This is a genomic window from Simplicispira sp. GW247-4R2A, from assembly GCF_059424465.1.
In genome coordinates this window covers 1-15,378 of record NZ_JBWKZM010000034.1, presented here as the reverse complement: position 1 = coordinate 15,378, position 15,378 = coordinate 1, and the positions used below count along the sequence as shown (strand labels likewise).

General features: G+C 59.5%; 18 protein-coding genes and 1 tRNA gene. 7 read left to right on the top strand and 12 right to left on the bottom strand.

Annotated features, from left to right (window positions below):
* Positions 1-11 precede the first annotated feature (11 nt).
* From nuoF to rpsO, 12 genes are all read right to left on the bottom strand, one after another.
* Positions 12-1,364 carry an NADH-quinone oxidoreductase subunit NuoF gene (gene nuoF, locus AC07ZH_RS18265; protein WP_119108068.1) on the bottom strand — a complete coding sequence of 451 codons (1,353 nt, stop codon included), beginning with the start codon at positions 1,362-1,364 and terminating at the stop codon, positions 12-14.
* Positions 1,361-1,852 (bottom strand): NADH-quinone oxidoreductase subunit NuoE, encoded by a 492-nt coding sequence (gene nuoE / locus AC07ZH_RS18260; protein WP_495200818.1) that lies wholly within the window; start codon positions 1,850-1,852, stop codon positions 1,361-1,363. The genes nuoF and nuoE overlap by 4 nt, the downstream gene beginning before the upstream one ends.
* The gene (locus AC07ZH_RS18255; protein WP_119108070.1) at positions 1,849-3,102 is read right to left on the bottom strand and encodes an NADH-quinone oxidoreductase subunit D; all 1,254 of its coding nucleotides are present in this window, start codon (positions 3,100-3,102) and stop codon (positions 1,849-1,851) included. The genes nuoE and AC07ZH_RS18255 overlap by 4 nt, the downstream gene beginning before the upstream one ends.
* A 19-nt stretch (positions 3,103-3,121) precedes the next feature.
* Positions 3,122-3,730, bottom strand: a complete 609-nt coding sequence (locus tag AC07ZH_RS18250) for an NADH-quinone oxidoreductase subunit C (protein ID WP_119108071.1) — start codon at positions 3,728-3,730, stop codon at positions 3,122-3,124.
* A gap of 10 nt (positions 3,731-3,740) precedes the next feature.
* Positions 3,741-4,220 carry a NuoB/complex I 20 kDa subunit family protein gene (locus AC07ZH_RS18245; RefSeq protein ID WP_119011751.1) on the bottom strand — a complete coding sequence of 160 codons (480 nt, stop codon included), beginning with the start codon at positions 4,218-4,220 and terminating at the stop codon, positions 3,741-3,743.
* A gap of 24 nt (positions 4,221-4,244) precedes the next feature.
* Positions 4,245-4,604 carry an NADH-quinone oxidoreductase subunit A gene (locus AC07ZH_RS18240; RefSeq protein ID WP_119108072.1) on the bottom strand — a complete coding sequence of 120 codons (360 nt, stop codon included), beginning with the start codon at positions 4,602-4,604 and terminating at the stop codon, positions 4,245-4,247.
* Between the two features lie 76 nt (positions 4,605-4,680).
* Positions 4,681-4,765, bottom strand: a tRNA-Leu gene (locus AC07ZH_RS18235).
* 112 nt (positions 4,766-4,877) lie between these two features.
* Positions 4,878-5,264 (bottom strand): preprotein translocase subunit SecG, encoded by a 387-nt coding sequence (gene secG, locus AC07ZH_RS18230; protein WP_495200817.1) that lies wholly within the window; start codon positions 5,262-5,264, stop codon positions 4,878-4,880.
* A 37-nt stretch (positions 5,265-5,301) separates the two neighbouring features.
* Positions 5,302-6,075, bottom strand: a complete 774-nt coding sequence (gene tpiA, locus AC07ZH_RS18225; protein WP_495200816.1) for a triose-phosphate isomerase — start codon at positions 6,073-6,075, stop codon at positions 5,302-5,304.
* Positions 6,063-7,055 carry an NAD(P)H-quinone oxidoreductase gene (locus AC07ZH_RS18220; protein WP_495200815.1) on the bottom strand — a complete coding sequence of 331 codons (993 nt, stop codon included), beginning with the start codon at positions 7,053-7,055 and terminating at the stop codon, positions 6,063-6,065. The genes tpiA and AC07ZH_RS18220 overlap by 13 nt, the downstream gene beginning before the upstream one ends.
* Positions 7,056-7,136: 81 nt before the next feature.
* The gene (pnp, locus tag AC07ZH_RS18215) at positions 7,137-9,398 is read right to left on the bottom strand and encodes a polyribonucleotide nucleotidyltransferase (protein WP_495200814.1); all 2,262 of its coding nucleotides are present in this window, start codon (positions 9,396-9,398) and stop codon (positions 7,137-7,139) included.
* A 195-nt stretch (positions 9,399-9,593) separates the two neighbouring features.
* Positions 9,594-9,860, bottom strand: coding sequence for a 30S ribosomal protein S15 (gene rpsO / locus AC07ZH_RS18210; protein WP_119108077.1), 267 nt, complete (start codon positions 9,858-9,860; stop codon positions 9,594-9,596).
* Positions 9,861-10,119: 259 nt separating this feature from the next.
* Here rpsO and AC07ZH_RS18205 point away from each other — a divergent pair, with 259 nt between their 5' ends.
* The 7 genes from AC07ZH_RS18205 to AC07ZH_RS18175 all read left to right on the top strand — a co-directional run bounded on the left by AC07ZH_RS18205 (position 10,120) and on the right by AC07ZH_RS18175 (position 15,335).
* Entirely contained in the window at positions 10,120-10,410 is a 291-nt protein-coding gene (locus AC07ZH_RS18205; RefSeq protein WP_495200813.1) for a hypothetical protein, read from the top strand.
* Positions 10,411-10,530: 120 nt separating this feature from the next.
* Entirely contained in the window at positions 10,531-11,550 is a 1,020-nt protein-coding gene (locus AC07ZH_RS18200) for an IS110 family RNA-guided transposase (protein WP_495200812.1), read from the top strand.
* Between the two features lie 470 nt (positions 11,551-12,020).
* On the top strand, positions 12,021-12,593 hold the full coding sequence (locus tag AC07ZH_RS18195) for a GspH/FimT family pseudopilin (RefSeq protein ID WP_495200811.1): 573 nt from the start codon (positions 12,021-12,023) through the stop codon (positions 12,591-12,593).
* A complete protein-coding gene (gene pilV, locus AC07ZH_RS18190; RefSeq protein ID WP_119108081.1) occupies positions 12,587-13,207 on the top strand; it encodes a type IV pilus modification protein PilV in 621 nt (206 codons plus the stop codon). Before AC07ZH_RS18195 ends, pilV begins: the two co-directional genes overlap by 7 nt.
* Positions 13,207-14,154, top strand: a complete 948-nt coding sequence (locus tag AC07ZH_RS18185) for a PilW family protein (RefSeq protein ID WP_495200810.1) — start codon at positions 13,207-13,209, stop codon at positions 14,152-14,154. The genes pilV and AC07ZH_RS18185 overlap by 1 nt, the downstream gene beginning before the upstream one ends.
* A 20-nt stretch (positions 14,155-14,174) precedes the next feature.
* Positions 14,175-14,924 (top strand): pilus assembly PilX family protein, encoded by a 750-nt coding sequence (locus AC07ZH_RS18180; protein WP_119108083.1) that lies wholly within the window; start codon positions 14,175-14,177, stop codon positions 14,922-14,924.
* A gap of 12 nt (positions 14,925-14,936) precedes the next feature.
* Positions 14,937-15,335: a hypothetical protein gene (locus tag AC07ZH_RS18175; protein WP_495200809.1), complete on the top strand. Its 399-nt coding sequence runs from the start codon at positions 14,937-14,939 to the stop codon at positions 15,333-15,335.
* Positions 15,336-15,378 lie beyond the last annotated feature (43 nt).

The following is a 15,378-nucleotide window of genomic DNA, read 5'->3' as shown; positions in this document are numbered from 1 at the left end:
TTTTCTCATGGTCAGGCCGAGGCCGACTTCCGGGGATTTGTCTTGGGAATCATCGCTTCGAATTCATGGCGGAAGTGCTTGAGCATGGCGCGCACCGGCATCGCGGCCGCGTCCCCCAGCGCACAAATCGTGCGGCCCATGATGTTCGCTGCCACGTCATCGAGCACGTCCATGTCGGCCTGCCGGCCTTCACCGCGGTGGATACGGTCCACAAGACGCCACAGCCAACCCGTGCCTTCGCGGCAGGGTGTGCACTGGCCGCAAGATTCGTGCATGTAAAAATACGACAGACGCTTGAGTGATTCGACCATGCAACGGCTGTCGTCCATGACGATGACTGCGCCAGAACCAAGCATTGAACCTGCCTTGGAGATGGAGTCGTAGTCGAGCGTGCATTCCATCATGATGGAAGCAGGCAGCACGGGCGACGAGGATCCGCCTGGAATGACCGCCTTGAGCTGGCGCCCCTTGCGCACACCACCGGCCAACTCAAGGAGCTTGGAGAACGGCGTGCCCATGGGCACCTCGTAATTGCCAGGCAGTTCGACATCGCCCGAGACCGAGAAAATCTTGGTGCCACCGTTATTCGGTTTACCGCACGCCAAATAGGCGGCACCGCCGTTGCGGATGATCCATGGAACTGCCGCAAAGGTCTCGGTGTTGTTGATGGTGGTCGGCTTGCCATACAGACCAAAGCTCGCGGGGAAAGGCGGCTTGAAGCGCGGTTGGCCTTTTTTGCCTTCCAGCGACTCCAGCAAAGCCGTTTCTTCACCACAGATATAGGCACCAAAGCCATGGTGCGCGTGCAACTCGAAGCTGAAGTCGCTGCCTAGAAGCTTGGAGCCGAGGAATCCGGCCGCACGCGCTTCTTCGAGAGCCGTCTCGAACCGCTCGTACTCCCGGAAAATTTCACCGTGAATGTAGTTGTACCCGACGCTGATGCCCATGGCGTAGGCTGCGATGATCATTCCCTCGATCACGCTGTGCGGGTTGTACATAAGGATGTCACGGTCCTTGCATGTGCCCGGCTCGCCCTCGTCCGAATTGCACACCAGGTACTTCTGGCCGGGGAACTGGCGCGGCATGAAACTCCACTTCAGACCAGTCGGGAAACCCGCCCCACCGCGTCCCCGCAAACCCGATTCCTTGACCGTGGCGATCACTTGATCCTGTGTCCAGGCCGTTCCGCCATCGGCGCCAAGGATCGTACGCAGCGCTTGATAACCTCCGCGCTTGGTATACGACTCAATGCCCCAATTCGAACCGTCAAGCTCGGCGTAAATTTGCGGATCAATATGGCGACCGTGAAAACAGGTTTCAACGCCGGCAGCCTGAAACTGCGAGAGTACCTGCGCCGCCTTCATGCCCGCCCCTCCGCCGCACGCAAACTGTCAACAAGCTGATCAAGTTTGTCGTCTGACATAAAGCTGCACATGGAACGGTCATTCACCAACATGACGGGCGCATCGGCGCAGGCGCCAAGACACTCACATTGTTGCAGCGTAAACAGGCCATCGGGCGTCGTGTCGCCCATGGAAATTCCGAGCTTCTTTTCCAGGTATTCAAGTGCCTTGCCGCCGTCCCGCAGCAGGCACGGCAGGTTGGTGCAGACGTTAAGCTTGTACTTGCCCACTGGATGCTGGTTGTACATGTTGTAGAAGGTCGTCACTTCATGTACAGCGATCTGCGGCATGCCCAGGTACGCAGCAATATCGATTTCAGCGGCCTCGCTGATGAAGCCCTGCTCCTGCTGCACGATAGCCAGGCACGCCATCACGGCAGACTGTTTTTGCTCGGCAGGGTACTTGGCAACTTCGCGTGCAAAACGCGTGAGGGTTGCATCAGAAATCATCGGTCAATCTCTCCGAACACGATGTCCATGGTGCCAATGATGGCAACCACATCCGCCAGCATGTGCCCCTTGGCCAACTCGTCCATGGCGGCGAGATGCGGAAAACCAGGCGCGCGAATCTTGAGACGGTAGGGCTTGTTGGCCCCATCGCTCACCAGATAAATACCAAACTCGCCCTTCGGGTGCTCCACGGCGGCATAAGCCTCCCCTTCGGGCACATGCATGCCTTCGGTGAACAGCTTGAAGTGGTGGATCAAATCCTCCATGCCGGTCTTCATGGACTCGCGACTGGGTGGCGCCACCTTGTGGTTGTCGGTGATCACCGGGCCGGGGTTCTTGCGCAGCCAGTCCACACATTGCTTGATGATGCGGTTGGACTCACGCATCTCCTGCACGCGGACCAGATACCGGTCGTAGCAATCGCCGGTAACGCCGACTGGCACGTCGAATTCCAGGCGGTCGTAGACTTCATAAGGCTGGGTCTTGCGCAAATCCCACACCACGCCAGAGCCGCGCAACATGGGCCCGGTCATGCCCAGGTTCAGCGCCCGCTCGGCTGACACCACGCCAACGCCTACGGTGCGCTGCTTCCAGATTCGGTTGTCGGTGAGCAAAACTTCGTATTCGTCCACGCACTTGGGGAAGCGCTGCGTGAAGTCGTCGATGAAATCGAGCAACGAGCCTTTGCGATTTTCGTTGCGTGCTTCCAGAGACTTGGCGTTGCGCACCTTGCTCGCCTTGTACTGCGGCATGCTGTCGGGCAGATCGCGGTATACGCCGCCCGGCCGGAAATACGCCGCATGCATGCGCGCACCCGACACAGCCTCGTACATATCGAACAGATCTTCGCGCTCGCGGAACGTGTAGATCAGGATGGTTGAGCTGCCACAGTCGTTGCCGTGCGAACCCAGCCACATGAGGTGGTTCATCAGCCGCGTGATTTCTGAGAACATCACACGGATGTACTGGGCGCGCAGCGGAACCTCCACGCCCAGCAGCTTCTCGATCGCCAGGCAGTACGCGTGCTCGTTGCACATCATCGAGACGTAGTCCAGCCGGTCCATGTAGGGCAGCGACTGGAGGAAGGTCTTGTGCTCGGCGAGCTTTTCCGTGGCGCGATGCAGCAAGCCGATATGTGGATCAGCGCGCTGCACGACTTCGCCGTCGAGTTCGAGCACCAGACGCAACACGCCGTGTGCCGCCGGGTGCTGCGGACCCAGGTTCAGAGAGTAGTTCTTGATTTCAGCCATGGCAATCCGTCAGCACGCGTCAGTGCAGGCCTCCGTATTTGTCTTCGCGGATGATCCGGGGCGTCACTTCACGCGGCTCGATGGTGACCGGTTCATAAATCACGCGACGCTGATCCGCGTCGTAGCGCATCTCAACATGACCGGACAGCGGAAAATCCTTGCGGAAGGGGTGACCAATGAAGCCGTAATCGGTCAGGATGCGGCGCAGGTCGCCATGGCCATCAAAAACCACGCCATACAGGTCAAAGGCCTCGCGCTCGTACCAGATGGCGGAGTTCCACAGGTCACTGACCGAGGCCACCACCGGAAAATCGTCGTCCGGGCAAAACACCTTGACGCGCACGCGCTGGTTGAGGCTGACAGACAGCAATTGCGAAACCACGCTGTAACGCGCACCCTCGGTGCCGATGTCGCCATAGGTCGAATGGTCCATGCCGCACAGATCTACCAACTGCTCGAAGCGGCAAGACGGCGCGTCGCGCAAGGTCTGCATGGCCTGATGGTAGTGCGCGGCCGGCACCTCGGCAATCACCTGCCCCAGCGCGACGTGCACGGTGCGCGCAACATCGCCGAGCGCACTGGCAACAGCATCGCGAACAGCCTCGGGGCGCATAGCAACTGATGTCATTGGTAGCCCCTCAAGCACGCGCGATCGTATTGGTGCGGCGGATTTTTTGCTGCAACTGGATGATCCCGTAGATCAAGGCCTCCGCCGTGGGCGGGCAGCCAGGGACGTACACGTCCACAGGGACAATGCGGTCGCAGCCGCGCACCACGGAATAGCTGTAGTGGTAATAACCACCACCATTGGCACACGACCCCATGGACAGCACCCAGCGCGGCTCACTCATCTGGTCGTACACCTTGCGCAGCGCAGGCGCCATCTTGTTGCACAGCGTGCCAGCCACAATCATCAAATCGGACTGGCGCGGGCTGGCGCGAAACACTTCGGCACCGAAGCGACCAATGTCGTAACGCGCAGCTGCTGCATGCATCATCTCGACCGCGCAGCAGGCCAAACCGAAGGTCATTGGCCAGAGCGAACCGGTCTTGGCCCAGTTCACCACCGAGTCATAACTCGTGGTGACGAAGCCTTCTTTCATTACGCCTTCAATCATCGCGTCAATCCTTGTTCAGGGCGCTTACTCCCAATCGAGAGCACCCTTTTTCCATTCGTAGGCAAAGCCGACCACCAGAATGGCGAGAAAAACAGACACCGCGAAAAAACCCGTCAACCCCACCTTTTGCAGCGATACCGCCCAAGGGAAGAGAAAGGCAATTTCCAGATCAAACAGAATAAAGAGGATGGCCACCAGGTAATAGCGGACATCGAACTTCATGCGCGCGTCTTCGAAGGCCTCGAAACCACACTCATAAGGGGAATTTTTTTCTGGATCGGGACGGTTGGGCCCAAGAATGTAGCCCAGCGCCAGCGGCACAATGCCCACCGCAATCCCGATCAAGATGAACAAAAGAACAGGGAGATACTGATCGAGATTCATCTTGTAGATGCGCTCACCGCTTTAGCCTGCTGCGCTCGCAATACCAAATGGCACCGCGGGCAGGCTTTGTTTTGTTTGGTGCCGTCGGCGAGACTCGAACTCGCACAGCTTTCGCCACTACCCCCTCAAGATAGCGTGTCTACCAATTTCACCACGACGGCTAAGTCTTGTCTGGGTGGCATGAGGACCACTGGGCTTTGGCTTCCCAGACAGCCTTGAATTCTACTCCGGAAAAACCCTGCTTCAAACAAAGCGAAACAGTTTTGGGGGCCTTTATTTGGTGGGGATCTGCGCTGCGCCCGGCTCGCTCGCAACTGGCGCCGGTGCACTTGCCGCAGCAGAACCAGCGGCGGCAGGCGTGGCTGCAGCCGGCTGCGTAACCACGGCAGCGTTCTCAAGCACGCTGCCCGTACTGGAAGGACGCAGATTGCCAAAATAGGCCAGTGCCAGGGTGCTGACAAAGAAGATCACCGCCAGCACGGCCGTGGTGCGCGAGAGAAAGTTGGCGCTACCACTGGCGCCAAACAGGCTTCCCGAACTGCCGCTGCCAAATGCAGCCCCCATGTCAGCGCCCTTGCCATGCTGGACGAGGATCAAGCCAATCATGCCCAGTGCAGACAGAATCTGCAGCGTCAAAATCAAATTCACAAGCACGTTCATTCTTCATTCACTCCGTTATTTGTTCTAGGGCTGGCACTCACGAGCGCAAAGCGTCTGATTGCGCAGCGGCAATGATGCTGAGGAAATCAGACGCCTTCAGCGAAGCGCCCCCCACCAAGCCACCGTCGATATCCTGCTCGGCCAGCAATTGCGCGGCGTTGGCAGCATTCATGCTTCCGCCATACAACAAGTGCATCACCCCTGCGCGCGCCGTGGCTGCCGCCAGCTGAGAGCGCAACGCCGCATGCACTTCCTGCGCCTGGGCAGGTGTGGCCGTTCTTCCGGTGCCAATGGCCCAGACCGGCTCGTACGCCACGACCACTTCGCTAATACAGCGGCCGTTGGCGTGGATGACCGCCGCCAGTTGGCGCCGGACGACCGCTTCGGTCTGGCCAGCTTCGCGCTCGGCCAGCGTCTCGCCCACGCACACGATGGGGGTGATGCCAGCGGCCAGCGCGCGCTGCGCCTTTTCTGCCACCGCGGCATCGCTTTCACCATGCAACTGGCGCCGCTCGGAATGCCCGACCAGCACATAGCGCACGCCAAAGTCCCGCAGCATCGCAGCGGAAACTTCCCCGGTAAATGCCCCGGCCTCGTGCTGCGACACGTCTTGTGCGGCCAGCTCAATGCGGCTACCCGCACATAGCGACTGAATCTGTGCGAGATAGGGAGCAGGCACGGCCAGCGCCACGCCACAGGCGGTCTCCTCTGCCATGCCTGCGCGCAGCGCCTGGACGAGCGATGCATTCGCTGCCAAGGAGCCGTTCATCTTCCAGTTGCCAACAATGAGCTTCTTTTTCATGGATTCCATGTCAGAACAATCTTTCCCACATGTTGGTTCGATTCCATCAGCGCATGGGCCTGTGCGGCTTGCGCCGCAGGAAACACGCTGTGCACCACCGGTGCCACCTTGCCCGCTGCCAGCAATGGCCAGACCTGGCTTTGCAGCGCCTGCGCGATCGCCGCCTTGAAGGACGTGGGCCGCGCGCGCAAGGTTGAGCCAGTGACCGTCAGGCGCCGCCGCAGCACCAGGCCTGCATCAAAACTGGCAGCGGTTCCGCCTTGCACGGCGATGATGACGAGCCGGCCATCTTCGGCCAGGCACTCGACCTCACGCGCCACATAGCTGCCGGCCACCATGTCGAGCACCACGTCGGCACCGCGCCCGTCCGTCAGGCGCAGCACTTCGGCGCTGAAATCCTGGTTGCGGTAGTTGATGGCGTGGTGCGCACCGAGCTTGAGGCAGGCCGCACATTTTTCTTCCGAGCCGGCCGTCACGATCACCGTGGCACCAAGCGCGCGCGCCAATTGAATGGCCGCAACGCCAATGCCACTGCTCCCGCCCTGCACCAGCAAGGTTTCACCCGCCTTGAGCTGGCCGCGGTCAAAAACGTTGCTCCAGACCGTGAAGTAGGTTTCGGGCAGCGAGGCGGCCTCGACATCGGTCAAGGCGCCTGGCACCGGCAAGCATTGGCCAACAGGCACTGCGCACAGTTCCGCATAACCCCCACCCGCCACCAATGCACACACACGCTGGCCGATTCGAAGACCGGCGCGCGCCAAGGCGGCTTCGTCACCCGACTCGATGGTGCCAGCCACTTCCAGACCCGGAATGTCAGACGCCCCAGGCGGCGGCGCATAGTAGCCCTTGCGCTGCAAAACGTCCGGTCGGTTCACGCCGCTGGCGGCCACACGCACCAGCACCTCACCCGCGCCGGCTACAGGCGCCGGGCGCTCGGCCAGACGCAGAACGTCCGGGCCGCCGTACGAGGCAATTTCAATGGCTTGCATCAGCTAAGGCTCTAAATTTCAAGCGATTTAGGCCGCTAGCGCTTATGACATAAGCGTTAGCAGCTCTTAAATCAATAGCATTCAAGCATCTTGGTCTACAGCACCGCCCGAGGGCACGCCCTGCTGTTGCGGCTCCGCATCACGTGCGGGCTGCTCGAAACGCTCACGGCGCTCGCCCCGGTCGTGGCGCTCACCCCGATCCTGGCGATCGCCGCGCTCTGCCGGCGCCTGGCGCTCGCCACCGCCGTTGCTGCGCTCCGCCAGCGCCTTCATCGACAGCTTGACGCGGCCCTTTTCGTCCGTCTCCAGCACCTTGACGCGGACGATCTGGCCCTCTTGCAGGTAATCGCTCACACGCTCGACACGCTCATGGGCGATCTGGCTGATGTGCAGCAGACCATCCTTGCCGGGCAGCAGGTTGACGAGCGCACCAAAGTCGAGAATCTTGGTGACCGGGCCTTCGTAGATCTTGCCGATTTCGACTTCCGCCGTGATCTGCTCGATACGGCGCTTGGCCTCTTCGGCGCGTTCGCTGTCGGTCGACGCAATGGTGATGACACCGCTCTCGTCGATATTGATCTGGCAGCCCGTTTCTTCGGTCAGCGCGCGAATCACCGAACCGCCCTTGCCGATCACGTCGCGAATCTTCTCGGGGTTGATCTTCATGGTGTAGAGCTTGGGCGCGAAGCTGCTCACCTCGGTCTTGGCTTCGCCCATGGCCTTTTGCATCTCGCCCAGGATGTGCATGCGCGCTTCCTTGGCCTGAGCCAATGCGACCTGCATGATTTCCTTGGTGATCCCCTGGATCTTGATGTCCATCTGCAGCGCGGTAATGCCGGCTGTGGTGCCCGCCACCTTGAAGTCCATGTCACCCAGGTGATCTTCGTCACCCAGAATGTCGGTCAGCACCGCAAAGCGGTTGTCTTCCTTGATCAGCCCCATGGCAATGCCGGCCACATGCGCCTTCATGGGCACGCCAGCGTCCATCAGCGACAGACAGCCGCCGCAAACCGACGCCATCGACGAGGAGCCGTTGGATTCGGTGATTTCCGACACCACGCGCATGGTGTAGGGGAACTCTTCCTTGCTCGGCAGCACCGCGACCAGCGCGCGCTTGGCCAGGCGCCCGTGGCCGATTTCGCGGCGCTTGGTGGAGCCCATGCGGCCCACTTCGCCGGTGGCAAAGGGAGGCATGTTGTAGTGGAACAGGAAGCGGTCTTCGTACTCGCCCATCAGCGCGTCGATGCGCTGTGCGTCGCGCTCGGTGCCCAGGGTGGACACCACCAGCGCCTGCGTCTCGCCACGCGTGAACAGCGCCGAGCCGTGGGTGCGGGGCAGCACGCTGGTGCTGATTTCGATGGGGCGCACGGTGCGCGTATCGCGCCCGTCGATGCGCGGCTCGCCCGACAGAATCTGGCTGCGCACGATCTTGGCTTCGATGTCGAACAGCATGCCCTCGACCTTGACCGCGTCGAATTCAACGCCGGCCTCTTTCAGATCGGCCTTGACCACGGCGTAGGCTTCGCGGCACGCATGGGTGCGGGCCTGCTTGTTGCGAATCTGGTAAGCGGCGCGCAGCTTGTCTTCGGCCAGTGCACCGACCTTGGCGATCAGCGCCTCGTCCTTGGCGGGGGCTGCCCAATCCCACATCGGCTTGCCGGCATCGCGCACCAGCTCGTGGATGGCGTTGATGGCGATCTTGCCCTGCTCATGGCCAAACACCACGGCGCCCAGCATCACGTCTTCAGGCAACTGCTGCGCTTCGGATTCGACCATCAGCACCGCCGCCTCCGTGCCGGCGACCACCAGGTCCATCTGGCTGCTCTTGCGCGCGGTCTGGCCGGGGTTGAGCACGTATTCGCCGTTGATATAGCCCACGCGCGCTGCGCCGATCGGGCCGTTGAACGGAATGCCGGAGATAGCCAGCGCCGCGCTCGATGCAATCAACGCAGCGATATCGGCATCCACCTCGGGGTTCAGCGACACCGTGTGGATCACCACATGCACTTCGTTGTAGAAGCCTTCGGGGAACAGCGGGCGGATCGGGCGATCGATCAGGCGGCTGGTCAACGTTTCGTGCTCGCTGGGCTTGGCTTCGCGCTTGAAGAAGCTACCGGGGATCTTGCCTGCGGCGTAGGTCTTCTCGATGTAGTCGACCGTGAGCGGGAAGAAGTCCTGCCCCGGCTTGGCACCCTTGGAAGCCACCACGGTGGCCAGCACCACGGTGTCGTCGATGTTCACCAGCACCGCGCCAGACGCCTGACGGGCCACTTGGCCGGTTTCCATGACGACGGTCTTGTCGCCCCATTGGAACGTCTTGCTGACTTTGTTGAAAATGCTCATGTTTGCTCCTGTTTGTATAGCTGACAGCGTACCACCAGCAAGCGCTAGAGCCCTTTTAGAACACGATGCCATTCCAGTGAAACCGCACGCGGAACTTCAGTGGAATGACACAGCTTCGATCTGCAAGGACCACCAGCAAAGTAAAAAACGCCTGAGCTAGCGTGCTAACCCAGGCGTTTTTGCATGACCCAGCGCTTACTTGCGCAGGCCCAGTTTTGCGATCAGCGCCACATAGCGCTCGCCGTCCTTGGCCTTGAGGTAGTCAAGCAGCTTGCGGCGGCGGCTCACCATGCGCAGCAGGCCACGGCGACCATGGTGGTCCTTGGCATGCTGTTTGAAGTGAGGCATCAGTTCATTGATGCGGGCCGTCAGCAGTGCCACTTGCACTTCTGGGCTACCGGTATCGTTGGCGGCGCGGGCATTGGCCTTGACGACCTCGGCCTTGATGGAGGATGCGATCATTGGGGAAGTTTCCTGAAATATGGCCGGCAATAGCTCGAACGGATCGCGCGAACGCAGAGCGGCACTGGTTTTACTTGCGCGGGCAGCTGGAAGGGTTGCCCGCGTGCGTCTTGCACCATGCAAAACCATCCAATTGTACACGGCAGGGCACTCTACGGGAATGCTCGCATACCCAAGGCACAGGGCGAACGGCAGCATCGCAGCTTTCGCGCCCGAGTTTTCGCCGCAATCAAACCCATGCTTGAACCGAAGGAGCCCCATGCCAAGTCCATCCCAATCTCTGCGAGTCCCCGCCTCTTCAGCACGCATTGCCTCCCTTGCCACCACCGCCTTGCTCCTGTGCGGGCTCGCCATGCCCCAGGACGTTCAGGCAAAAAAGCACAAAGGGCACAAAGCCACCGCCAGCCATGCCACTTCCAGCAAGGGCAGCAAGACCAACTCCCGCCCCAGCTCCTCCGAGGAAAGCCGCGCCGAACGTGAGCGCCGCCTGCTGCGTGAATGCCATGGCATGCCAGACGCCGGAGCGTGCCGGGGTTTCACGCGCGGTTAAGGAATGAAAGGGACTTCCCCGTCCCGAGTGATCCGCGCAGTTGCGGGGTACGGCATCAAAGTGCCACGATGGGAAGTGCAACCTCTCATCAACTCACTCGTTTTGTGGAAGGGGAAGCCCATGTCTGCCATTGTCACCATCGGAATCGATCTCGCCAAGAACGTCTTTGCTGTTCACGGCGTAGATGCCACAGGCAAGAGCGCACTGGTACGCCCCAGCGTGGCGCGCTCCAAATTGCTCGAACTCATCGCCTCGCTGCCACCTTGCCTCATCGGCATGGAAGCATGCTCCGGCGCACATCACTGGGCGCGCGAGTTTCAAAACTTTGGCCACACCGTGCTCATCATGGCGCCCAAGTTCGTCATCCCTTACCGCCTCTCGGGTCGCCGTGGCAAGAACGATGCGGCCGACGCAGCCGCAATCTGCGAAGCCGTCACCCGCCCAAACATGCGATTCGTACCGATCAAATCGATCGATCAGCAAGGCCAGCTCATGGTGCACCGCGCCCGCCAAGGTTTTGTGGAGCAACGTACCGCCACGCTCAATCGCATCCGGGGTTTGCTCTCTGAGCTGGGCATCGTGCTACCGCTCAAAGCCGCTGTCGTGCGCCGCGAGGCGATGGCCCGCCTGGAAGACTTGCCCGGCTGGGCCAACACCGTCATCGGGGACCTGCTCAGCGAGGTCACCCATCTGGACGAACGCATTGCGCAGTACGACCGGCACATTGCATTGATGGCGCGCCAAAGCATCGAGGCACAGCGCCTGATGCAGTTGTGCGGCGTGGGAGAGACCACAGCGACCGCACTTTTAAGCACCATCGGCAACGGGCGCGACTTCAAGTGTGGCCGCCAACTTTGCGCCTGGCTGGGTTTGGTGCCTGGGCAGTACAGCTCAGGCGGTAAGCAGCGCCTGGGGCGCATCACGAAGGCGGGTGACCCGTACCTGCGCAGCCTGCTGGTGCTTGGTGCCCGAGCGGTGCTGGCAGCGGCCAAGAACAAGAGTGATCCGATCAGTCGCTGGGTCGTGAGTCTGGAGCAGCGGCGCGGTTACTGGAAGGCCATCGTGGCCATTGCCGCCAAGAACGCCCGCATGTGCTGGGCCGTGCTCAGCCGAGGCGAGGCATTCAGGTTGCCGGCCTGAGCAGCGCCTATTGAGAGATTGACATGACACCGCAGATCAGACCGTCCGCCGCGTGAAGGCTTGTTGTTGATGTGCAAAGGTTAGGACCTGCGCCGGGGAATGCTCGATTAACTCTAGGGGATACCGGGTGAGAAATCGCCCCAAGCCCGACTAACGAATGGAGCCCTCGGCGCGCGTCTTTCATCAGGGTTCGCTGCCATGTGATGCAGCAAGAATGACCGTTTGTAGTACCGCCGTCCGCACCGTTTGCCACAGAGCATCAACACACCGCCAACACTGGGCTGGGAGTCGATCTGGATTGAAAACCGCAAACCGTTTGCCTGAGTCGATTGCGCTGCAATCAACTCAGGATGGATTGCGCTTGCAAAGGTGGGGAAGCCCTTGTAGTAAGTAACGCCGTTCGTCGCTACCGTGGCACCACTGGTCGGGTCAGCGGCGCTCTTATCGCCCCATTTGTCTAGGATGTTTCCATGGCAGCTTTCTCATCCATTCCTGCACCTGCAAGGCCCATGCGCAGGCATCTGAGCCATGGGTTCACCGCTATCGAATTGATGGTGGTTGTGGCTATCGTAGCCATCTTGGCAGCATTGGCCGGACCCAGTTTTCGTGACCTGATTGACGGCTGGCGCGTGCGCAGCGCAGCCGAAGAGATCACCAGCACTATTTATTACGCGCGCTCAGAGGCCATCAAGCGCGGGGGCCGCGTCTCGGTGCGCAAGAACTGTGGAACCGGCACCAACCAGGAATGGCAATGCGGCTGGATTGTGTTTACCGACGCCAATTCAAATGGCGTCGTCAACGCTGCCGCCCCAGACTTGGATACAGTCCTGCAAACATTCCCCGCCCAGACAGGGGTAAACGTCAACAACCTCGGCAACACCGCCTTCTTTACCATGGACCGCTGGGGCCAAATCAATGCTTTGGGTGCCGCCAGCTTTTCCATTACGCCCGAGCCACTTGGCGTTTCCTCGCGCCATGCCTCTGCCCTGTGCGTCACATCGGGTGGCCGCATTAGAACCACCAAGGGGACAGTTTCATGCTGAAAAGCAAATCTGAATCAGGCTTCATACTCATTGAGTCCATGGTCGCCATTGTGGTGGTGGCACTTGGGATTCTTGGAATACTGGGCGTACAGATGCGAACCCTGGCGGATACGCAAACAGGGGTTCGCCGCGCACAAGCCATTCGCCTCATTGAGGACTTGAGCGAACGCTTGAAGGTGAATCCCAACGCCTTGGGAAATATTGCCAGTTATGAGATTGGCGCAGGAACTCCACCGGCCCCTCCCGATTGCAAAACCGTTGCCTGCAATGCGCAAAATCTGGCTTTGGCAGACGTTCGGCAGTGGAAGCAGAACGTTCAGGCGTCGCTACCCCTGGCGGACGCGGTCGTATTTGAAGTAGCCGACGAAACCCTTGCCAACAACCACCGGCAATTGGGCGTATTAATCAGTTGGCGGGAAAACGAACGTGCAGACGGCACTGCTGCTGAGAATGCGGCGTACAAAGGTGTGTTTACTCCAGATGCCACCGGAGTCGCTGGTGCCACCTGCCCCGCCAACCGGATATGCCATTTGCAATATATCCAATTAACTGCACGGTGCACACCTTATCTTTTGGGCGGCGTGGCGGCTCCCACAGTATTTTGCCCGTTGTAATGCATTCTGGTAACTTTTGCGGACCCAGACACATGACTACTCTTCTGCATAGTAGCCCCCCAATGTGCACAAGGCCGCTCCAGCGCGGCGTGACCCTTATTGAGTTGATGATCGGCATCGCCATTGGCCTGATGACCATCGTGGTGGCCATGGGCGCTATGATGGTTTCGCGGGGCGTATCAGGCACGATAACCGATGCGAGCCAGTTGCAGCAGCAGGCTTCGTACGTGTTTCGCGTCATGGGTCAGCAAATCCGACAATCAGGCTCCATGCGTCTGAATCTTGCGGCCAACAAGGCCGCTACCGATCCTGTGGAAGTGGACGACGTGGTTGCTTTTTCACCCAATACGGAAATATATTCTGCATTCCCAGATATCCCACCGACTATCCCGTCTGTGGCAGGGAAGGATGCACCTAGTGCCGGAGAATACAAACTTTCCTTGGCATATCAGAACTATCAGGAACAGAGTTTTCCGAGTGGGACCAATGTCTCGTTTTTCCGAGACTGCCTGGGCGACCAACCTTCTGCCACCATCATTCAAAGTCAGTTTGTTCTGGACAATGGCGAACTCCGCTGTGCAGGGTCGGACAACGTACCACAATCCCTCATCAGAAATGTGGCGGATTTTCAGGTTCGCTATCTTGTGCAGAGCCGAGCGGCTGCAATCAGTGGATTGCCCACCATTCAGTATGTGGACGCCGCAAACGTCCCACCTATTGCAGCCGGGGGCTCTCCGGACTGGTCTAGCGTCTTTGGGGTTGAAGTCTGTCTTGTTTTGTATGGCGATGAGCCCATAGACATGCCGGCTGGAAGCACCTACATCGGTTGTGACGGCACGGCAGTCAATATGAGCAGCACCGGTGCTCTTGCCGCTGCTCGCAAGAATCGCCTACACATGACCTTCCGATCCGTGTACCAATTGCGCAGCCAGGGTCTGGCCGGCTGAGCACACCTAAGAGTTTATCCATGCGCAGCACCCCTCCTCGACGATCATTGCGATACCAGCACGGCATATCGCTTTTCGTTGTAATTGTTCTTGTCATGCTGTCCATGCTGCTTGCCCTTTGGGGTGCACGGACATCACTTTTCAATGAAATGGTTGTGGGCAACGACTCCGATTACCAGCGCGCTTTTGAGGCTGCCCAGGCGCTTATTCAGGACGCCGAATTCGATATTCGCGGCGAGCGCCCGGATGGTTTGGCCTGTGACCGCGCTATCCCGAATGTCACTGCAGACACATGCCGGCCCGCACCCTCCGCACCGGTCTGGTTTCCGACGGAAGACAAGGAACTTGGCGATCTCATCAGCACACTGGGCACCAAGGCCAGCACTCAGTTCTGCTTCAAAGGTCTTTGCCTCAAGCGAACCGGCAACCAAGATTTCTGGAACGACAAAACAACCCTGAATGCCATGTTGCCCGAAGGCGCCCGCTACGGCCAATATACTGGCGCCGAAACGGGTGGCACTGGCACCACTGCCAGCAACCCTATCCTCAAAAACGTCACCGCAGGTCAGGGCGGCTGGTACTGGATCGAGGTGATGCCGTACGACCCGAATGCCGGAAATTCCGGCCTAATCACCAACGGCTCCACCAATCTGCCGCTCAACCTAAAGCCCAGCATCGCCTATCGGATCACCGCGATAGCCCTTGGCATCAAACCCAGCACCCAAGTAGTTTTGCAATCTACTTTCGTACGCCAAAAAGTAAAGAACTGATCGGAGAAACCCATGAAAGAGCTTTCCAATTTCAAGAAAACCCTTTTGAGTGCTCTGGTCGCAAGTATCTGCGCACCTCAAATGGCCTATGCCGATCCCCTGGACTTTTCCAAATTACCGCCTGGACTGGTTTCTATTCCGCCCGCACCGGATGTCGTTTTAACGGTAGATGATTCAGGAAGTATGGATGAGTCCGTTGGTGGCGGAGATACGCATTCCAAAATATACCGGTTGCGCGAAGCTTTGAGCACTGTTTTCAATGACAAGATCTTGCTACCAGACGGTAAGATCCGACTTGCATGGGAAGCCATGTGGAACAATGGAAATTCACCTGGCGCTGGATCACTTACTCCAGGTGCAATCAACTCCATGAAGGTGGCGGATTCAAGTCCAAGTGCAACATTTGTTTAATGTACTGAATCAGCCTGGAGGCTCAGCCGCTGCAAGTGCTGCG